This is a genomic window from Ruegeria sp. HKCCA4812, from assembly GCF_013034245.1.
Lineage (GTDB): Bacteria > Pseudomonadota > Alphaproteobacteria > Rhodobacterales > Rhodobacteraceae > Ruegeria.
In genome coordinates this window covers 388,873-409,134 of record NZ_WQFQ01000002.1, presented here as the reverse complement: position 1 = coordinate 409,134, position 20,262 = coordinate 388,873, and the positions used below count along the sequence as shown (strand labels likewise).

16 protein-coding genes and 2 pseudogenes are annotated in these 20,262 nt (G+C 58.0%); 8 read left to right on the top strand and 10 right to left on the bottom strand.

The annotated features are described in order from the left end of the window. Positions 1-5: 5 nt before the first annotated feature. The 5 genes and pseudogenes from paaD to GOW04_RS09315 all read left to right on the top strand — a co-directional run bounded on the left by paaD (position 6) and on the right by GOW04_RS09315 (position 4,554). The gene (paaD, locus tag GOW04_RS09330; protein WP_171170265.1) at positions 6-464 is read left to right on the top strand and encodes a 1,2-phenylacetyl-CoA epoxidase subunit PaaD; all 459 of its coding nucleotides are present in this window, start codon (positions 6-8) and stop codon (positions 462-464) included. Positions 465-477: 13 nt separating this feature from the next. After that, positions 478-1,551 (top strand): 2Fe-2S iron-sulfur cluster-binding protein, encoded by a 1,074-nt coding sequence (locus GOW04_RS09325; protein ID WP_171232338.1) that lies wholly within the window; start codon positions 478-480, stop codon positions 1,549-1,551. Positions 1,552-1,564: 13 nt separating this feature from the next. Further along, a complete protein-coding gene (locus GOW04_RS09320; protein ID WP_171232337.1) occupies positions 1,565-2,326 on the top strand; it encodes a Phenylacetic acid catabolic protein in 762 nt (253 codons plus the stop codon). Between the two features lie 81 nt (positions 2,327-2,407). Then, positions 2,408-2,667 (top strand): annotated as a pseudogene (locus GOW04_RS21915) (transposase); the annotation flags it as partial. Between the two features lie 255 nt (positions 2,668-2,922). After that, a complete protein-coding gene (locus GOW04_RS09315; protein WP_152460129.1) occupies positions 2,923-4,554 on the top strand; it encodes a bifunctional aspartate transaminase/aspartate 4-decarboxylase in 1,632 nt (543 codons plus the stop codon). Between the two features lie 117 nt (positions 4,555-4,671). Here GOW04_RS09315 and aspT read toward each other — a convergent pair whose 3' ends face one another. The 3 genes and pseudogenes from aspT to GOW04_RS09300 all read right to left on the bottom strand — a co-directional run bounded on the left by aspT (position 4,672) and on the right by GOW04_RS09300 (position 8,494). Continuing rightward, positions 4,672-6,372: an aspartate-alanine antiporter gene (gene aspT / locus GOW04_RS09310; RefSeq protein WP_152460130.1), complete on the bottom strand. Its 1,701-nt coding sequence runs from the start codon at positions 6,370-6,372 to the stop codon at positions 4,672-4,674. 234 nt (positions 6,373-6,606) lie between these two features. Further along, positions 6,607-7,198 (bottom strand): annotated as a pseudogene (locus GOW04_RS09305) (transposase). Between the two features lie 204 nt (positions 7,199-7,402). Beyond that, positions 7,403-8,494: a zinc ABC transporter substrate-binding protein gene (locus GOW04_RS09300; protein ID WP_171232336.1), complete on the bottom strand. Its 1,092-nt coding sequence runs from the start codon at positions 8,492-8,494 to the stop codon at positions 7,403-7,405. Between the two features lie 57 nt (positions 8,495-8,551). Between GOW04_RS09300 and GOW04_RS09295 the strand changes: the two genes are divergently transcribed. The 3 genes from GOW04_RS09295 to GOW04_RS09285 are packed head-to-tail and all read left to right on the top strand — an operon-like array spanning position 8,552 to position 10,604. After that, positions 8,552-9,064 (top strand): Fur family transcriptional regulator, encoded by a 513-nt coding sequence (locus GOW04_RS09295; RefSeq protein ID WP_171232335.1) that lies wholly within the window; start codon positions 8,552-8,554, stop codon positions 9,062-9,064. Between the two features lie 2 nt (positions 9,065-9,066). Further along, complete coding sequence (locus GOW04_RS09290; RefSeq protein WP_171232334.1) at positions 9,067-9,807, top strand: metal ABC transporter ATP-binding protein; 741 nt, start codon at positions 9,067-9,069, stop codon at positions 9,805-9,807. Beyond that, a complete protein-coding gene (locus tag GOW04_RS09285) occupies positions 9,807-10,604 on the top strand; it encodes a metal ABC transporter permease (RefSeq protein ID WP_171232476.1) in 798 nt (265 codons plus the stop codon). The genes GOW04_RS09290 and GOW04_RS09285 overlap by 1 nt, the downstream gene beginning before the upstream one ends. A gap of 123 nt (positions 10,605-10,727) precedes the next feature. Here GOW04_RS09285 and GOW04_RS09280 read toward each other — a convergent pair whose 3' ends face one another. From GOW04_RS09280 to xdhA, 7 genes are all read right to left on the bottom strand, one after another. Continuing rightward, positions 10,728-11,801 (bottom strand): BMP family ABC transporter substrate-binding protein, encoded by a 1,074-nt coding sequence (locus tag GOW04_RS09280; RefSeq protein ID WP_152460134.1) that lies wholly within the window; start codon positions 11,799-11,801, stop codon positions 10,728-10,730. A 31-nt stretch (positions 11,802-11,832) separates the two neighbouring features. Then, positions 11,833-12,753: an ABC transporter permease gene (locus tag GOW04_RS09275; protein ID WP_171232333.1), complete on the bottom strand. Its 921-nt coding sequence runs from the start codon at positions 12,751-12,753 to the stop codon at positions 11,833-11,835. Between the two features lie 3 nt (positions 12,754-12,756). Continuing rightward, entirely contained in the window at positions 12,757-13,839 is a 1,083-nt protein-coding gene (locus GOW04_RS09270; RefSeq protein ID WP_152460136.1) for an ABC transporter permease, read from the bottom strand. 63 nt (positions 13,840-13,902) lie between these two features. Further along, a complete protein-coding gene (locus tag GOW04_RS09265) occupies positions 13,903-15,420 on the bottom strand; it encodes an ABC transporter ATP-binding protein (protein WP_152460137.1) in 1,518 nt (505 codons plus the stop codon). Further along, positions 15,417-16,352: a xanthine dehydrogenase accessory protein XdhC gene (gene xdhC, locus GOW04_RS09260; RefSeq protein ID WP_171232332.1), complete on the bottom strand. Its 936-nt coding sequence runs from the start codon at positions 16,350-16,352 to the stop codon at positions 15,417-15,419. Before xdhC ends, GOW04_RS09265 begins: the two co-directional genes overlap by 4 nt. Continuing rightward, a complete protein-coding gene (gene xdhB / locus GOW04_RS09255) occupies positions 16,352-18,754 on the bottom strand; it encodes a xanthine dehydrogenase molybdopterin binding subunit (RefSeq protein WP_171232331.1) in 2,403 nt (800 codons plus the stop codon). The genes xdhC and xdhB overlap by 1 nt, the downstream gene beginning before the upstream one ends. After that, positions 18,751-20,112: a xanthine dehydrogenase small subunit gene (xdhA, locus tag GOW04_RS09250; RefSeq protein WP_171232330.1), complete on the bottom strand. Its 1,362-nt coding sequence runs from the start codon at positions 20,110-20,112 to the stop codon at positions 18,751-18,753. Before xdhA ends, xdhB begins: the two co-directional genes overlap by 4 nt. Positions 20,113-20,262: the final 150 nt, after the last annotated feature.

The following is a 20,262-nucleotide window of genomic DNA, read 5'->3' as shown; positions in this document are numbered from 1 at the left end:
AGCGGATGCGGGTCTCGACTGACCAGATATGGAGCTGGCTGGATGCCGTGCCCGATCCAGAAATCCCGGTGATTTCCGTCGTGGATTTGGGCATTGTGCGCGATGTGCGCTGGGACGCTGACACGCTGGTCGTAACCGTCACGCCAACGTATTCCGGTTGCCCGGCGACATCCATCATCAGTATGGATATCGAAACCGCCCTGCGCGATCACGGCATCGGGGATCTGCGCATAGAAACCAGCATTTCACCCGCCTGGACCACCGATTGGCTCAGCGAAAAAGGCCGCGCCAAGCTGGAAGACTATGGAATTGCGCCGCCGCAACCCGCGGGCGGCCCGGATCGCTGTCCCCATTGCGGCAGTAAATCAGTCGAAAAGGTCAGCCAATTCGGCTCGACCCCGTGCAAGGCCCATTGGCGCTGCGCGGACTGTCTGGAACCCTTTGACTATTTCAAGTGCATCTGAGGAGGAGCACCGGATGGCACGTTTTCACGACCTGAAAGTCACCGACATCCACAAAACCATCCGCGATGCGGTTGTCGTTACGCTTGAACCTGTTAACGGCGCAGCGGAACAGTTCGACTTCGCCGCCGGGCAGTACCTGACATTCCGGCGCGAATTCGATGGTGAAGAACTGCGCCGCTCCTACTCCATCTGTGCTGGCAAGGATGACGGTGTTCTTCAGGTTGGCATAAAACGTGTCGAGGGTGGCGCGTTCTCAAGCTGGGCAAATGAAGAGCTCAACATAGGTGACGTCGTGCAGGCGATGCCGCCCATGGGCAATTTCCATGTACCCATCGATGCGGATGCGGAAAAACAATACCTTGGCTTCGCCGGCGGATCGGGGATCACGCCTGTTCTGTCGATCCTCAAAACCACATTGGCGCGCGAACCCAAATCCCGATTTACGCTGATCTATGCCAACAAGGGCATCAACACGATCATGTTCCGCGAGGAACTGGAGGATCTGAAGAACCTCTATATGGGTCGGCTGAACGTCATCCACATTCTGGAAACCGACGCGCAGGAGATTGACCTGTTTACCGGTCTGGTAACGCAGGAAAAATGCCGTGAGCTTTTCAAGCACTGGATCGATGTCAAGAATACAGACACCGCATTCATCTGTGGCCCAGAGCCGATGATGCTGGGTATTGCCGCCGCTCTGCGGGAACACGGACTTGAGGACAGCCAGATCAAGTTCGAACTCTTCGCCAGCGCCCAGCCGGGTCGGGCCAGGCGCACGGCAGACGCGGCCGACGCAGGCACGCAGGCAAACCAGACCAGTGCTTCGATCACACTCGACGGCGCGACGCAGACCGTCACCTTGCCGAAGGATCAGTCCATTCTGGATGCCGCCCTGGAAAATGCCATGGACGCGCCTTACGCCTGCAAGGCCGGGGTCTGTTCAACCTGCCGCTGCCGTGTTCTTGAGGGCGAAGTCGAGATGCTCGCCAATCACGCGCTGGAAGATTACGAGGTCGAAAAAGGTTACGTGCTGAGTTGTCAGGCTTACCCGGTGACCGACCGCGTGGTCGTGGATTACGACCAGTAAAGGGAGAGGATCAATGACCGACGCCATGACACTTGACAGCTATCTGGCCGCAGGCGGAGTGCTGACCAATCCGACCAACGTACCGCCGCGTTACCGCGCCGAGCTGATGAAACTGATGGCTACGTTTGTAGACAGCGAACTCGCAGGTGCCGCAGGCTTTGCTGATGTCATCAACCAGGGCCCCGGCATAAAGGAACGCATCGCGGCGGCGAAGATCGTGTTGGAAAAGACGGACCATGCGGATCGGGTTCTGAAAATCATGGGTGAGTTCGGCGCCGACACGGATCGTTATGCCACGCATCACCCGTGGACTGCCCGGTTGGATCGAAAAGCGGATATCGGCGCGACCCGCAGCGAACATGACATGCGGCTTGCGGTGTTCAATTATCCGATTTCCGGTTGGACTGATGCCGTCGTCATGAACCTGCTGATGAGCCGTGCCGTGGCAGAGCAACTGGCGGAGTTCTCGACCGTCTCTTACCAGCCACTGGCCGAGGCTTTCCGGCAGATCGCACCGATCGAGGCGCATCACGGCGAACTGGCGTTGGAAGGCGCTGTGAAGCTGGTTGAAAACGGAGCGTCGCAAGACATGCAAGACGCTGTGGACTATTGGTGGCCACGCGTAGCAGTGTCTTTCGGGAGGGATGACCCGGACCGATTTGAGCATCTGAGATCACTTGGTTTGCGCCATAGCACCAACGCTGCCCTTCGGGAACGTTGGGCTCGGTCAGCGGACGAAGCTCTGAAACAGTTGGGTTTGAATTCACCCTCATAGTGCCACGATGCATCCAATTTCAAGGTACTTCAGGGTACACGTCCTAGAAAACAGAGCGGTGACACGCGTGATCCTTTCTGGTTGACTGACGAGCAGGAGGCCAGGCTCGCCCCCTTCTTAGCGGAGTCGCGTGCCACGCCTCGGGCTGATGACAAACGGGTATTAAGCGGGACTATCTTCATCAATCGCAATGGTTCGCGGTGGCGCGACACTCCCAAAAAAACAGAGCGTACAACTCGCTTTACAGCCGGAGAAAGCGTTGGTGCGAGAAAGGTATCTTCGCCCGAATGTTGGCCGGCCTTGTTGCCGGGCAGGGCGAGAAGAAGAAGACTGTGATGATCCCTCTCGTGACATCATTGGCGTGCTACCCTGTTGGGCAATAGGCGCGACCTGTTCCAGGATCTTTCAATCAGCGATCGCACCCGCAGCAACAGTCGTTTACTGGTTAGGAATCGCGACCCCAGAGCCTGTTTTGAAGTTCATGGTTTTCTTTTCGTCGGTCGCTCCATTCTGATAGTTCTGTTTACATTTGCACATCACCTTGCATACGATCCGGTTGAATTCTTTCGATTGTTCTAACGCAAAGGTTTGATGCCATGGCAGAAACGCTGGACCTGCATAAGTTCGAGAACCTAAGTCCTTTCCAGATCAAAGACGAACTCATAAAGCTGGCGCAGAGGGAGTCGCGCCAAATGGCACTGCCATATTTGAACGCAGGGCGCGGCAACCCGAATTGGATCGCTACCAAGGCGAGAGAGGCGTTCTTCCTTTTGGGTCAGTTCGCGATGACCGAGGCACAGCGACATCGCAATGAACCACAAGTTGGACTAGCCGGTATGCCACAAGGGCCGGGATGTTACGAACGGCTCAAGGCATACTGCGCCGAAACGTCGGAAAAAAACGGTCCTCCAGGTGCAGATACTTTGGTGGCCGTGGTGGATTTTGCGATTGAAAAATTTGGTTTCACAGCAGACGATTTCGTACTCGAATTGACCGACGGTATCATTGGCGACCACTACCCGATGCCGGACAGGTGCTTGGAACACAATGAGGCGATCGTCCACGAATACGTGATGTGGGCGATGTGCGCAGGCCATCGGCCCGACGCAAAGTTCGATATCTACGCAGTAGAGGGCGGAACTGCTGCGATGTGCTATATTTTCAAAGCGCTCAAGAACCAGCGGTTGCTTAATGCAGGCGACACAATTGCATTGGGCACGCCGATCTTCACGCCTTATCTGGAAATGCCGGTGCTTGAAGATTACGGGTTGAATACTGTGGATGTGTCTTCTGCTGAAGAAGATCATTTTCAACTTAACGACAACGATTTTGAACTGCTGGCCGATCCTAAAGTCAAAGCGCTGTTCTTGGTCAACCCAGGGAATCCATCCTCTGTCGCGATCAGCCCCGAAGTCATGACCCGACTTGTGGACTTCGTAAAGACCCGCCGTCCTGACCTGATCATATTGACAGATGATGTCTACGGCACATTCGTACCCGACTTTCAATCGGTGATGGGACATCTTCCTGAAAATACGATCGGGGTTTACTCCTACTCGAAGTATTTTGGTTGCACGGGCTGGCGTCTGGGCGCAATTCTGGTGGCCGAGAACAACATCTTTGACAAGATGATTGCTGAGGCACCGGACGAGACCAAAGCTGTGGTGAACGCCCGGTATGAATCGCTAACCCCCGACCCGTCCTCGTTCAAGTTCATTGATCGGATTGTCGCCGACAGCCGGGATGTCGCACTAAATCACACTGCGGGTCTGTCGGTGCCACAACAAGTGATGATGACATTATTCTCGCTTGTTGAATTGATGGACCAAGAGAAAGTTTATCAGAAATTCTGTTGGGGTATCTTGAAGCACCGTTTTGATGAACTGGTCGATGGATTGGGCGTTGAAGTCGCCGACAACCCGTTGTTCGACAAGTATTATGGCATCATAGATTTCGAGTTCTGGCTGCGGAAATACGTCGGCGAAGATGTGGTCGAATGGATCAAGGAAAACGTTCACCCGTTGGATATCTCGTTCAAACTGGCGCAGGACCACGGAATCGTGCTGTTGAACGGGTCCGGTTTTGATGCGCCCAACTGGTCTGCACGCGTGTCTTTCGCCAATTTGGACGACAGCGCCTATCGCCAGATTGGTCGCGCTGTACGGGCTGTGGCCGTTGGATATGTGCAGGCTTATCGCGCGTCAAAAGGATTGCCGTTGCACGGTTAAAAACATGGCCGCTGAGGACGCAGGCGACCCAAACTATCAGCCTGTCTTCTCAGCGGGTCATGTCCTAGCCGCATGCCACATAGTCGCGATCGAAAGTTGAGGTAATTCTGAAGCGACTTACGGTACGAACGCCACAACGAGCGGGCCCCAGAGCGTCAAAAAGATATTTGCAACCGCATAGGTCATGGTGAACGCTGGCGTGGGAGTGGAGTTCCCTGCCTTTTCAAGCAACGTGGCAAACCCCGGGTTCCCGGACCGGGACCCGGTAACAACCGCGCAGGCTTCGACCGGGTTTTTGATGCGCAAGACATAGTAGTTAATAGGGAATTGAACAATCATTGGCATCATTGTGACCAGGACTCCCAACAGAAGCAGGGTAACGCCGTACTGTTGAATTGCTTCCAGAGCAGGTTTACCGGCATTCAAACCAACAACCCCGACGAATACCGCCAATCCGAAACTCTGCAGAAAATTTGCGGCCCCATGGTTGATCCCGCCGATCTTTGGTCGGCGAATACGCAAATACCCGATTATCAACCCTGTCACGAGGCACCCAAGGCCCGAGCCGAGCGACACTTTGGTTCCAGCGATCACGAAGCTGATTTCGCCAATCAAATAGCCAATTGCCACACCAATCCCCAGCGCGATGAAATTTGTGGCCGAAGCCAATGGCGGTACGTATCCCGCCTCTTTTGCCGCTCGGTTCAAGTCGTCTTTGTGGCCGACGATGCAGATCTCATCGCCTGCATGAATTTCGGTATTTTGCAACACCGGCACTTCGTGACCCATTCGGGTAATTTTTGAGATGTGAACGCCGCGTCGTTGATCGGCTGTCAGGGCTTCGCGTAATTCGGCAAGAGTTTTACCTGTCAGTTTCCGATTAGTGACAACAACATTTCGACGTTCTTCCACTACCGTCAATTCAGGTGGGTACTCACCAATTTCTCCGCTTGCACTACCTTCGAACCGGGTCAGGGTTGTAACAAGCCCCGATACAACGATGACGTCTCCTGGGCTGATAATCATGTCCGGTTTGGGATCTAACGGCGCACCTTCATGCAGAATTTTCTCGACGATCAGGTCGCCGTCGTAAGTGTTTTCGATGGATTTAACTGACTTTCCTGCGATCGAGGCGTCGGAACCTACCTGATAGGCGCGGGCGTTAAAGCGGTTCATTGGGAGGAACTCGCCTTCTTCCAGTTTGCGGCCACCTCCGCTGAGTTTTTGGGCCAGCTTAATCGCCTCTTTACGCAGATCCACGCGCATTATGATTGGAATGACACTCACCGCCAAAATTGGCCCGATCGAGCCGAAGATGTAAGTGACTGAATATCCCACGGCGATGTTGGTTTTGAGCTTTTCCGCTTCGTCAGCGGCCAGCCCAAGCAGGTCGATGGCATTTCCAGCGGTACCAATGATTGCGGATTGCGTAAGCCCTCCTGCAGCCAGCCCGGCGGCCAACCCTTTGTCCAACCCAGCCAAACGGGCGACGACCACCACAAAGAAAAGTCCCCAGACAGTCATCATAAATGCAGCCAGTAACTTGGTAAGTGCGGTTCGGTTCAGAGCTGCAAAAAATTGAGGGCCACCATTATAGCCGACCATAAAAATGAAGAGAGAGAAGAAAATATTCTGGACATCGGTGCTCAGGTTAATGCCCCCGATTTGACCTACAAGAACGGCCACCAAAAGGGTTCCGGCGATGCCACCAAGTTCGAACTTGCCGACCCTGAACTTTCCAACGCCATAACCTAAGCCCAGACAAAGAAACAGCGCCATAATCGGGAAGGTACGAAGCTGCTCAGAAATCAATTCCATTTTGAAATCTCCTGCGTCTCTCTTCAGGGTCGTTCCGATCAAGATACAGTGACTAACTATATTGAAAACAAAAAAACAATGTGACTGACGTAGCGCGAGGATTTAAGAGCACAGCGCTTTGCATCTCTATTCCGGCGGAAAGGTTTCGAAAAAGAGCTAATGTACATGGGCGAGGATTCCCAGTCAGTGGATGACGGTTTCTTTGAGTGCGGTCGCTGATTGGAAGACCCCGGATCAACAGTGATGGCGGGTTGCCGCACGCCTCCAATTCTTAAGCCCGCCAAACATAGTCTCGATGCAGTTGCGGCGCTTGTCTTCCTTAACTGGTATCACGGCCACGTTCCCCAAGCAGCCAATCCACATTTGGGATGCTACTGAGCAGAGCCCGGGCGTCGATGTAATCACTGTCGCTCCCGGGGGTCACGAACAGGTTGAGCGGGCGACCCTGGCCATCGCAGGCGGTCATCAGCTTGGTATTTATGCCGCCCTTGGTGCGCCCGATCAGGCGGCCACGCCCCCCTTTTTCGGCCATACTGGTCTCGGTGCCGTGTGCGATGAGATAGGTCGCGTCCATTGCCCGGCAGGGGATCGTGGTCTTCCTTTCGCCGTGGCCGGCAACCAGTTCGGCCAACATCCGGGCGGAGATACCCTTCTTGCACCGACGCTTCCACCGGCTGTTAAGCGTCTTGTTAGTTCTGTATTCCTCGGGAGTGTCGCGCCACCGCGAGCCATTGCAGTTGATGAAGACAATCCCGCGAAACACCGGTTTGTCATCCACCCGAGGCCTGCCGTGCGACTTCACGAAGAAGGGGGCATGCCTAGCCATCTGCGCGCCGGTCAACCAGAAAAAATGACGTGTGTCACCGCTTCGTTTTCAAGCCGTGAACCGTGCCGCGCAGTGAATACGGATGCACCATGGCATCATATATGAAGTAGCTGCCGATTATTTCGGTCTGCGAGTTGATCCGCCCTGTCTTCTGGAAGGTTGAACCCGGCCAGTTTCTCAAACTGAACCGGGCTTGCGACAGGGTTAGAGACACTCGGCCAGAGTTTTTGCCATATTGAGAATGACTTGCGGGTAGAGATCGGCTCCGGGTTCCAGATCAGAGCCCAGCGGATCGATTACGCCCGTCTTGGCCTCGGTGCCGTCCAGCACGGTTTTGACCATGCCGGGGTTGAATTGCGGCTCGGCGAGAACGCAGTTGATACCTTCTTCGCGGATACGGGTTTGAATCTCGGCGATACGAGCCGGGCTCGGGTCCGAGGCGTCGGCGATGGAAATCGCACCTGCGGCCGGAAAGTCAAATGCATCCTCGAAATACTGGTAGGCGTCGTGGAACACGACGAAGCTTCCTCCGCGAACTGGTCCAAGCGTCTCGGCCACTTGTGCGGACAGCGCGGCCATTTCAGCGCGCGCGGCTGCGGCATTGGCAAAATATGCACCTGCATTGTCCGGGTCGGCAGACGACAGCTGCGCGGCGATCAGATTCAGCCAGGTTTCAGCATTTGCCGGTGAAAGCCATGCATGTGGGTCGTGCGCACCATGCGCGTGATCATGATGCTCATCATGCTTGTCTTGATCGGCATGTTCTTCGTGATCGTGATCATCATCCTTGGCGTGGTCGTCGTGATCATGCTCGTGGTCATCATCCTTTGCATGGTCGTCGTGACCATGTTCATGATCATCATGATCGTGCCGGTCGTCTTCGATGTGCTCATCATCATGATCATGTTCGTCTTCGCCGCCATGATCGTGTGCCTCGAAAACAGCGCTTTCGCGGAACTCCAGAAGAACCGTACCATCCGCGTCAAGAAGGGACGTGACCGTCGCACTGTCGGCAAGGGTTTCGATGGCACTTTCCATCCAAGGTGTCAGGTCTTCTCCTACCCAGAACACCAGATCGGCATCCTGCAATGCGGCCGCCTCGGACGGGCGCAGGTTGTATTCATGAGGCGAGGCACCTGGTGCGACGATCAGGGCCGGTGTTCCGACGCCGTCCATAACCCGGGAAACGAGCGAGTGGATCGGTGCGATATCGACCGCGACGTTCGGAACGTCCGCAATGGCCGTTCCTCCCATCAATGCAACCGTGATCGAAACTGGAAGAAGCTTTCTGGACATCAGACCCTCTGTGTGATTTTATAACGTTACGAGTGGCAATACATGATATGAAATAACATGACAAGCGATACGAACCCTGCCTCTGTCGATGAGGCGGCCCCGGTCGGGTTTCAGGAACATGACCATCAGAGTTGCGTCAAAACTGCGTTGGTATCCGCCGAGGCGCGCTGCAAGGGCGAGGGGCTGCGCCTGACGCCGGTTCGCCGCAAGGTCTTGGAAATGCTGCTGCAAGAGCATCGGGCCCTTGGTGCCTATGCAATTCTTGACCGCCTGCGAGAGGAAGGGTTCGGGTCTCAACCTCCGGTCGCCTATCGGGCGCTTGATTTCCTTGTTCAAAACGGGTTCGTTCACAAGATCGAGCGGCTGAATGCATTCGTTGCCTGCTCTCATCCCGGCGCATCGCATTCTCCGGCATTCATGATTTGCAGGAAGTGCGATGCGGTTGCCGAGGCGCAGTCCGCGCCGGCCAAAGGTGTTCTTGGTGCTGCTGCGCGCGCTGCGGGTTTCGAGATCGAGCGAACGGTTGTAGAAGCCGAGGGACTTTGCCCCGACTGCACCGAAAAGGCCTGAAAATGACGCTCGTCTCTGTCGAGAATCTCAGTGTTCGCTATGGTTCAAACACTGTTCTCAGCCATGTGGACATGGCTGTCGAACCCGGCGAGATCGTCACCATCGTCGGGCCGAACGGGTCGGGAAAAACCAGCCTGTTGCGCGCCATCATCGGTGCGACCAGGCCAAGTGCCGGGCATGTATTGCTGAAACCCGGATTGAAGATCGGGTACGTGCCGCAGAAACTGCACGTGGATCCCACGCTGCCAATCTCGGTCGAGCGATTCATGCGACTGACAGACCGTGTCTCCGGCCGTCAGTGCGTCGAGGCATTGGAAAAAGCGGGCGTCCCGGATCTGTTGAAACGTCAGATGTCGCAACTGTCCGGCGGGCAGTTTCAGCGTGTGTTGCTGGCGCGGGCGTTGATCAACCAGCCTGACCTTCTGCTGCTGGATGAGGCAACCCAGGGGTTGGACCAGCGCGGATCGGCGAGTTTCTACCAGCAAATCGAGGCCGTACGCCGCGAAACCGGATGTGCAATCCTGATGATCAGTCACGAATTGCACGTGGTCATGAGCGCCTCGGACAGGGTGATTTGTCTCAACGGGCATGTCTGCTGTGAAGGATCGCCGGCGGTGGTCGCTTCGGCACCCGAATACCGGGCCTTGTTCGGAACGGGAACAGGCGGTGCGCTTGCCCTGTACCGGCACGAGCACGATCACAATCACGACCATGATGCAAACCCTCAGGAAGCGGCGGAATGATGCTTGACGATTTCATGATGCGGGCAACGCTCGCAGGTATCGGTGTTGCGTTTGCGGCTGCTCCTCTTGGGTGTTTCGTGGTGTGGCGCCGCATGGCGTATTTCGGTGACGCAACCGCACATGCCGCAATTCTGGGCGTGGCCCTGTCGCTGACCTTTCAGATGTCGATCTTCACCGGAGCGCTGGCCGTTGCACTGATTATGGCGCTGACGGTCACTTTGTTGGCGGGTCGTGGCTATGCGATGGACACGCTGCTGGGGGTCCTGGCGCATTCCGCCTTGGCTTTCGGTCTGGTTGCCGTTTCGTTTTTGTCCGGCGTCCGCATTGATTTGATGGCATATCTATTCGGCGATATTCTTGCGGTATCCCGTTCGGATCTGCTTGTGATCTGGGGCGGCGCGGCGCTTGTCGTGGCGCTGATCGCCTGGCGATGGGCTCAGCTTTTGACGGCTACATTGAACGAGGAACTGGCCTATGCCAGTGGGTTCGACCCGAGGCGGGAACAGTTGATTCTGACACTGTCTCTGGCGGTGACCGTGGCTGTTGCGATCAAGGTCGTGGGGGTATTGCTGATCGCGGCGATGCTGATCATTCCCGCGGCGGCGGCACGAAATCTGGCCCGATCGCCCGAATCAATGGCGTTGATAGCGGCAGCAATAGGCGCGATGTCCTCAGTTGCGGGGTTACGGGCAGCTTATGTGTTCGATACTCCGGCGGGGCCATCAATTGTCTGCGTCGCCGCAGTCTTGTTTGCCTGTCTCAGCGTGGTGGGGTGGCGAAGACAGGGCAGGGCGTGATGGATCTGAGCTCGATTGCGCTGACCAGGTAATCTCTTCGTTGTTCGGCACCTCAGGTGCACATAGCACAAAAAAGGGCCCGCACACGGATTGCGGGCCCTTTCCGTTCCTTGACGATACAGCTTACTGCGGAATTTCGCCTTCCAGCCCTTCAACATAGAAGTTCATGCCTGCCAGCGTGCCATCGTCAGCGGTTTCGCCTTCAGCCAGCCAGTCACTGCCGTCCTGCTTCTTCAGCGGACCGGTGAACGCGTGATAGCTGCCATCTGCAAGGGCCGCCTTCAGGGCCAGAGCCTCTTCCTTGACATCTGCGGGAACCGCGTCCGAAATCTCGCCGATTTCAACCATTCCTGCTCCGATACCGTCCCAGGTGTTGGAAGACGTCCAGGTTCCGTCCATTACGGCTTTTGTCCGCGCGATGTAATAGGGGGCCCAGTTGTCGATGATCGATGACACACGCGGAAGCGGTGCGTACTCGCTCATGTCCGACGCCTGACCGAAGGTGATCACATTGCCGGCCTCTTGCGCTGCTGCTTGCGGCGCTGTCGAATCGGTGTGTTGCAGGATTACGTCCGCGCCCTGCTCGATCAAAACGGTGGCGGCGTCAGCTTCTTTCGCCGGGTCGAACCACGTATAGGCCCAGACGATCTTGAACTCGACATCCGGGTTCACCTTCTTGGCGTGGATATAGGCCGAGTTGATGCCACGGATCACCTCGGGGATCGGGTAGGAGCCGATATAGCCGATGATGTTCGACTTGGTCATTTTACCGGCGATGTGGCCCTGAACCGCGCGACCTTCGTAGAAACGGGCCGAGTAGACCGAGACGTTGTCGGCGGTTTTATAGCCGGTTGCGTGCTCGAACTTCACGTCCGGGAATTTCTTGGCCACGTTGATGGTCGGGTCCATGTAGCCAAACGAGGTGGTAAAGATCAGATCCGCGCCTTCCAGCGCCATCTGGGTCATCACACGCTCGGCATCTGGGCCTTCGGGAACGGATTCAACGAATACGGTTTCAACCTTGTCGCCGAACTCTTTTTCAACGGCCTGCCGGCCCTTGTCATGTTCATAGGTCCAGCCGCCATCGCCGACCGGGCCGACATAGACGAAACCGACCTTGGTCTTGTCTTCGGCCATGGCCCCCGAGGCCAGGCCCAGCGCCATGGCGGCGCTCGTCAGAAGTGTAGTGAATTTCATGTGTTACTCCCCAAGTTGGTACTGTTGGCCCCTAGTGTGAGGCATGGAAGGTCCGGCCCAGCGAGGCAGGTGCGCTGCTCTTGTCGGCCGAAAGGATCACAAGCACAAGGATCGTGATGATATAGGGCGACATTGCCAGATACTCGACGGGAATGGCAACGCCCGCTGCCTGCAAATTAAGCTGCAACACGGTAATGCCGCCGAACAAATAGGCACCCAGCAGGACCCGCCACGGCTTCCAGCTCGCAAAGACAACAAGGGCCAGTGCGATCCAGCCGACACCGGCGGTCATGCCCTCGGTCCACTGCGGCACGCGGATCAGGCTGATATAGGCCCCGCCCAGACCAGCGCAGGCGCCGCCGAACATGATGGCCAGAATGCGGATCTTGATCACCTTGTAGCCAAGCGCATGCGCGGCATCGTGGTTTTCACCGACGGCCCGCAGGATCAGACCAAGACGGGTGTATTTCAGCACCGCCCAGACGGCCGCCGTGATCGCGATGCCGACATACAGGATCGGGTCATGTTGAAACAGGATCGGACCGACAACCGGAATATCGCTGATCAGCGGAATATGGATGTCGCCCATACTGGGGGGTTTGATCCCCACATAGCTTTGCCCCATCAACGCGCTGAACCCCAGACCAAACAGGGTCAGCGCCAGACCACTGGCCACCTGATTGGCCAGCGCAAACTGCGTCAGCAAGACGAACAGCAGCGATAGAACGGCGCCGCCGATCGCGGCAGCAACAAAGCCCAGCCAGGGCGAGCCGGTCTCGACCGAAATCGCGAAGCCGCTGATCGCACCGACAATCATCATGCCTTCGACGCCGAGGTTCAGAACGCCTGCTTTCTCAACGACCAGCTCTCCGATCGCGGCCAGCAGCAAGGGGGTCGCGGCCACCATCAGTGAAGCGACCAGAAGTACGGGATTGATTTCACCAAGGTCCATGGGTCACGCCACCTCGTTACGGGCCGCACGGATGCGGTAGTTGGTCAATAGGTCGAAGGCCAGCAGGAAGAACAGCAGCATGCCCTGGAACACCTGAATGGCAGCGGCAGGCAGCCCCAGCTGCGACTGCGCGATTTCACCGCCGATATAGGTCAGCGCCATCAGTCCACCGGCCAGCAGAATGCCCACAGGGTGCAGACGGCCCAAAAAGGCCACGATGATAGCAGTGAAACCGTAGCCCACGTTGAAATCGATGCTGACAACGCCTGAAGGGCCGGAAACCTCGAACATGCCTGCAAGTCCTGCAAGCGCGCCGGACAGACCCAGACAGAACAGGATCAACCGGGCCGGGTTCACACCCGCAAATTTCGCGGCGCGCGGTGCTTCACCGGTCAGGCGGATGTGAAAGCCCAGCATGTGCCGGTTCAGCAGGACATAGGCAAAGATCACTGCGATCAACGCGGTCACAACACCCCAGTGCATGCCGGATCCGGCGATCAGTTCGGCATTGTGCGCACTGTCATAGGATTGCAGATTGCGGGACCCCGGGAAGCCAAACCCTTCGGGGTTCTTCAGCAAACCCAGAGAAACCGAGGCCAGCATCTGCTCGGCCACATAGACCAGCATCAACGAGACGAGAATTTCGTTGGTGCCGAAACGCACCTTCAGGAAGGCGGGGATCATGGCCCACAACCAGCCGCCGAAGGCGCCGGCAATCACCATGATCGGAAAGATATAGAAGGCATCCAAAGGGTAAAAGGCCAGCCCGGCACCCGCACCGAAGATGGCGCCCATAATATACTGCCCCTCGGCCCCGATGTTCCAGATGCCTGCACGAAAGCCCAGCGACAGACCGATGGCGATAAGCACCAGCGGAGCGCCTTTCACCAGCAGCTGTGGGCGATAATAAAAGGCGAATTCACCAAAAAGAGGTTCCCAGAAGATGGTGCCGATGGCCTCAACCGGATTCTTGCCCAGTATGGCGAACAGTACTCCGCCAAAAAACATCGTCGCCAAAACTGCAACCAACGGCGTTGCATAAGACCAGACCCTGGAAGGCTGAGGACGTTTCTCCAGCACAATCATCAGCTCGTTCCCCTGACTTCTTCATCTTTTTTCAAATGCTCTCGCCGAAGGCGGCCCAACAGATCAAACATGCGCCACCTCCATTCCGTGGGCACCGCCCATCATCAGCCCGATTTCGTCCACCGTCAGTCCGGTTGTCGGACGTGGCGCGCTCAGGCGGCCCTCGTTCAGCGCAGCAAAGCTGTCCGAGATTTCCATCAACTCATCCAGATCCTGAGAGATGCAGACAACTGCCGTTCCCTTTGCCGCCAGGTCGAGGATTGCCTGCCGGATCGACGCGGCCGCCGCAGCATCCACGCCCCAGGTTGGCTGGTTCACCACCAGCACATCCGGGTTTTGCAGCACTTCGCGTCCGATCACGAATTTCTGCAGGTTCCCCCCGGACAAGGACCGCGCCGCGTTGTCCGGGCCTGGTGTCCGGACGTCAAAAATCTCGATGATCTTCTCCGCAAAGCTCTTGGTCTCGGCCCATTTCAGAAAGCCGTTGCTTTCCAGACCCTCTCGAACCGACCCGGTCAACAGGGCGTTTTCGGTCAGGCTCATGTTCGGGGCAGCGGCATGGCCCAGCCGTTCTTCGGGCGCGGTCAACACGCCAAGTTTGCGTCGTGCGGTCGGGCCCAGCTTGCCGATCGCCTGACCGTTGAACTTGATCGCGTCGGCAGATGTCAGGATTTCACCGGACAGAACGCCCAGCAATTCATCCTGCCCGTTGCCCGCAACGCCTCCAATGCCCAGAACCTCGCCCTTGCGGACGGTCAAATGCACGTTGCGCAATGCGGTGCCGAATTCTGACGGAGAAGGCACCGACAGCCCGCTGACATCCAGCGTCACTGCGCCAAATTCACGCCCCGAACGTTCCGGGGTTTGCAGGGCCGTTCCCACCATCAGTTCGGCCATGTCGCGGGCCGAGGTCTCAGAGGGGACGCACTCGCCCACATTCTTGCCCAGACGCAGGATCGTGGCGTGGTCACACAGTGTCCGTATCTCTTCCAGCTTGTGCGAGATATACAAGATCGACGTGCCTTCGGACCGCAACTTGTTCAGCGTCTCGAACAGGATTTCGACCTCCTGCGGGGTCAGTACCGAGGTCGGTTCGTCCATGATCAGCAGTTTCGGGTCTTGCAGCAGGCAACGGATAATTTCAACACGCTGGCGTTCCCCAGCGGACAGATCGCCGACAGTGCGGAACGGATCCAGCGGCAGGCCGTAGGTTTCCGACACTTCGCGGATGCGCGAGGCCAGATCACCCATGGCGGGCGGGTTTTCCATCCCCAAGGCGATGTTTTCGGCCACGTTCAGGGCGTCAAACAGCGAAAAATGCTGGAACACCATCGCAATTCCGTCAGCCCGTGCGGAGCGGGGCTCGGGCGGCGCAAAAGGCTGACCGCGCAACAGCATGGTGCCACTGTCAGGTTTCACCAGCCCATAGATCATCTTGACCAGCGTGGATTTCCCGGCCCCGTTTTCCCCCAACAGGGCGTGAACTTCGCCCTCTCCGATGTCAAAGGACACCTGATCATTGGCCACGACACCGGGATAGGCTTTGGTCAACCCTTGCAGGCTCAGCAATGGAGTGGTCACGCGCTCAGGTCCTTCTTCAACTCATTCTGCCGGGCCGGGCGCAGCAGTTGCGCTGCGACGCCCACGGCGATCATCTGCGGGTGTTTGCCCAGCGACGGGTCACCAATCGGGCAGGTAATCCGGCTTATCCGGTCGGGCGGATGCCCAAGAGCCGCCAGCCGCGATCGGAACCGCGCCCATTTGGTAGCCGAGCCGATCAGTCCCGCAAAGCGGAAATCGTGCAAAAGCAGCCTGTTGCACAGTTCTAAATCCAGATTGTGTGAATAAGTCAGCACAAGGTGCTCGGCATTGGGCGGTGCATGTCGCACAAGTTCGGCTGGTTTCGTCGCTGGCAGATCGGTCACGCCTGCAGGAATCACGTCCGGAAAGCGCTCGGGGCCGGTATCGACCCAAGTGATCGCAAGATCGGGCAGGGGGGACAGAACATCCACCAGCGCCCGTCCGACGTGACCTGCGCCCCAGATCCACAGGTTTCGTGCCGGTTTATGCACCGGTTCGATCATCCAGCCGTCGATCAGGCGTGGTTCGGGTGCAATGCCCTGACTGCGTGCTGCCGCCAGCACTCGCTTGACCGAAAGAGGCGTGGCGCCACCGGATGCTGATCGTGCAATGATCGTATCATCCAGCGTTTCAACCTTCTTGAGATCATAGACTTCGCTGAACAACGAGACCGCTCCGCCGCAACATTGGCCCATGTCCGGTCCCAGCGTGTGATGCGTCAGGCGCGTGGCGACTGTTTGCGTTCGTGCGGCCTCCGCGGCCTGGTATTCCAGCGTACCGCCACCGATGGTTCCGCTTTGCCCGTCTTTCCAGACCAGCATCGCAGCCCCCACCTCGCGCGGGGACGACCCTTTGATCCCGGCGATGACCACCCGAACCACTTTCCCGTGGGTTTTGACCGCCTCCCTCAAAGCCTCAAGGTCAAATCCCATCAGATGCCTCCCTTCATCCTCTGGACCCCGCGCCAAACCTCTTCGGCCGTGGCCGGAGCGTTCAGGGCCGGGTATCTGTCTCCGCAGGCGGCAACTGCGTTCGACAGCGCCAGCCAGGCCGAGATTCCCAGCATGAAAGGCGGCTCGCCCACAGCTTTCGAACGATAGATGGTGTCCTCACGGTTTTCGCCATCCCAAAGCGTGACGTTGAAGATGTCCGGCCGGTCCGAGCAGGCCGGAATCTTGTAGGTCGAGGGCGCGTGCGTGCGCAGGTTGCCCGTGTCATCCCAGACCAGCTCTTCGGTCGTCAGCCACCCTGCACCCTGTACATAGCCGCCCTCAACCTGACCTATGTCCAAAGCCGGATTCAGCGACGCGCCCGCGTCATGCAGGATATCCGTTCGCAGAATGCGGTTTTCACCGGTCAGAGTGTCCACCGCCACCTCGGTAACGGAAGCGCCGTAGGCAAAGTAGAAGAAAGGGCGACCGCGCCCGGCGATCCGGTCCCATTCGATCTTGGGCGTCTTGTAGAACCCGGTCGCCGACAGGCTGACGCGCCCCTGATAGGCCAGTGCGGCGGCTTCGGCGAAGGTGTAGCGTTCTTCTGAAACCGAGACCTGCCCATCCGAGAACGTGACCGTCGATGGATCGGCCTGATGACGTTCCGCAAGATAGGCGGCCATCCGGTCGCGGATCGTGTCGCAAGCGGCCTTCACCGCCATACCGTTCAGGTCACTGCCCGAAGATGCCGCCGTCGCAGACGTGTTCGGTACTTTCGCCGTGTCGGTTGCGGTGATTTTCACCATCTCCAGCGGTATGCCAAAGCGCGACGCGGCGACCTGTGCGACCTTCTGGAACAGGCCCTGGCCCATCTCGGTGCCGCCATGATTCAAGTGGACTGATCCGTCCTGATAGACATGCACCAGCGCACCCGCCTGATTGAGGTGGGTCAGCGTGAACGAGATACCAAACTTGACCGGGGAAAAGGCGATGCCCTTTTTGATTACACTGTTCTCGGCATTCCATTTCGCGACAGCCGTCTTGCGCGCGGCATAGTCGCTGGATTTCAGCAACGCCTCGGTCATGCCGTGCAGTTCGAAATCGCTGACCTCCATCCCATAGGGTGTGGTGTTGCCGCCGGCGGGCAGAGGACGCACCGGTGCGTCACCCATTTCAACGGCGCCGCGGCTGGTCAGGTCTTCGTGCGGATCGGGATGCCCCAGTGGTTTTTCTGTCGGTGTGCTGTCGGTCACGGCGTGCGCGGGTGCATAGTAATTCCGGCGGCGCAGCTCGACGGGATCCAAACCCAGCGCATGCGCGGCATGGTCCATGACCCGTTCGATGCCGACCATGCCCTGCGGGCCGCCGAACCCGCGATAGGCGGTGGCAGATTGGGTGTTGGTCTTCAAGCGGTGGCTTTCGATCCGGGCGTTCGGCAAAAGGTAGGCGTTGTCCGAGTGCAGCATCGCCCGGTCGGCCACGGGCAAGGACAGGTCCTGCGCCCAGCCGCAGATCGCATAGTGGAGGAATGAGACGCCCTGTATATGTCCATGCTCATCGAACCCGGCCTTGTACGAAATGCGGAAAGCGTGGCGTTTGCCCGTGATGATCATGTCATCGTCACGGTCATAGCGCATCTTGCAGGCCTTGCCGGTTGCGCGGGCGGCCACGGCGCAGGCCACTGCCAAAGCGTTGCCCTGACTTTCCTTGCCGCCAAACCCTCCGCCCATGCGGCGGGTCTCGACCCGGACGGCGTGCATCGGAACACCCAGAGCGTCGGCCACTTTGTGCTGAATCTCGGTCGGGTGCTGGGTCGAGCTGTGCACCAGCATATCCGCACCTTCATTCGGCACGGCCAGCGCGGCCTGACCTTCCAGATAGAAATGCTCCTGCCCGCCCAATTCAAACGAACCTTCGATCACATGCGGTGCATTGGCAATGGCCGCATCCGCATCGCCCTTGGCATAAATGCGTGGACCATCTTCAAACCGGCTGTCGGCAGCCAGCGCTTCTTCGATCGTCAGGATCGGCGTTTCCTCGGCATAGTCGACCTTGCCCAATCGCGCCGCTTTGCGGGCGGCCAGATGGCTGGTGGCAACGACCAGGAACACGGGCTGACCGACATAATGCACCGTGCCGTCCGATAGCAGCGGCTCATCGTGGATCGAGGGCGAGACATCGTTGGCAAACGGCAGATCCTCTGCCGTCATGACCATCACGACACCCTCGGCGTTTTTGACAGCCGACAGATCCATGGCGGTGATCTTGCCCTTGGCGATCGGGCTCAGGCCAAAGGCCAGGTGCAGCGTGCCCTTGGGTGTCGGAATGTCATCCACGTACCGCGCCGCGCCCGAAACGTGCAGAGGGGCGGCGTCTTGGGGCAGGGCTTGCGTCACACTCATGCCGACACCTCCAGCACATTGGTAATCTCGCCCTGATCTTCCAGGAAATACCGTTGCAGCATCGCCTTGGCGGTTTCCAGTCGATACAGGGCCGAGGCGCGCATATCCGTGAGTGGCGAAAAGTCGTCGGCAAAGGATGGCAGCGCGGCGTCAACGGTCTTGCGTGTCCACGGTTTGCCGATCAAAGCGGCCTCGACATGGGTCGCCCGTTTCGGAACAGCAGCCATGCCGCCATAGGCGATGCGCGCCTGTGTGACGCTGCCCTCCGAAACGGTTATGTTGAAACAGCCGCAGACGGCCGAGATATCCTGATCGAACCGTTTGCTGAGCTTGTAAGCCTTCAGACGATCTGGTTGGCGGGGGAAGCTGACGGCTTCCACAAACTCGCCCGGAACCCGATCCTGTTTGCCGTAGTCGATGAAGAACTCTTCCAGCGGGATCGACCGCCGCTCGTCGCCCTTGCGCAGATGCAGCGTTGCCCCCAGCGCGATCAGCGCGGGCGGGTTGTCCCCGATGGGCGAACCGTTTGCGATATTGCCGCCCACGGTGGCCGCATGGCGGACCTGAACGCTGGCATAGCGGCGGATCATCTCGGCATAGGACGGATGCAGATCGGCCATTGCTTCTGCCATGCGATTCATGTCGACCATTGCACCCAAGCGGACTTCTTCACTGCCGAGCGTGATCTTCTTCAAATCATCACAGCGGTTGAGGAAGATCACCGGGTCCAGTTCGCGCAGTTGCTTGGTGACCCAAAGGCCCACATCGGTCGCACCAGCGACCAGAGTCGCATTCGGGTTCTCGGCATACACGGCGGCCAATTCGTCGGATGAGGTTGGCAGCATGCGCGAAGCGGCAATCGTTGCAGGTGGTTTATCTTTGACCCAAACCGGAACGGGCTGTTCCTCGGCCGCTTTCGCCGCGCGAATGATCGGCGCATAGCCGGTGCAGCGGCACAGGTTGCCTGCTAGCAAAGTGTCATGGTCCGTTGCACCGTTCGTGTGCCCGGCAACCATCGACATGACGAATCCGGGTGTGCAGAAGCCGCATTGCGAGCCGTGCAGATCAACCATTGCCTGCTGAACCGGGTGCGCTTCGCCATTCGGGCCGCTGGCACCTTCGACCGTGCGCACCGCTTTGCCATGCAGTTGCGGCAGAAACAGAATGCACGAGTTCAGTGCCTTGGCGCCTTCGTCATCCGTCACCATCACGGTGCAAGCCCCGCAATCGCCTTCGTTGCAGCCTTCCTTGGTGCCGGTCAGGCCGCGATCTTCGCGCAGCCAATCCAGCAGGGTGGCTGTCGGATCAACATCAGCCAGCTCCACTGTCTCTCCGTTCAGAAGAAACGCGATGTTCATTCGAGAAACCCGTCGCCTTACCCGGTTGCGCCCTTGTGGCCCTCCTTCGATGCGACGTAGAAAGAGTGGCGGGCGAATTGCTTGCCATGAGATGTTAGAAACAGCGCGGCTTGTCTGGCAAGAAAAACCGCCTCTGTTATACACCATTAG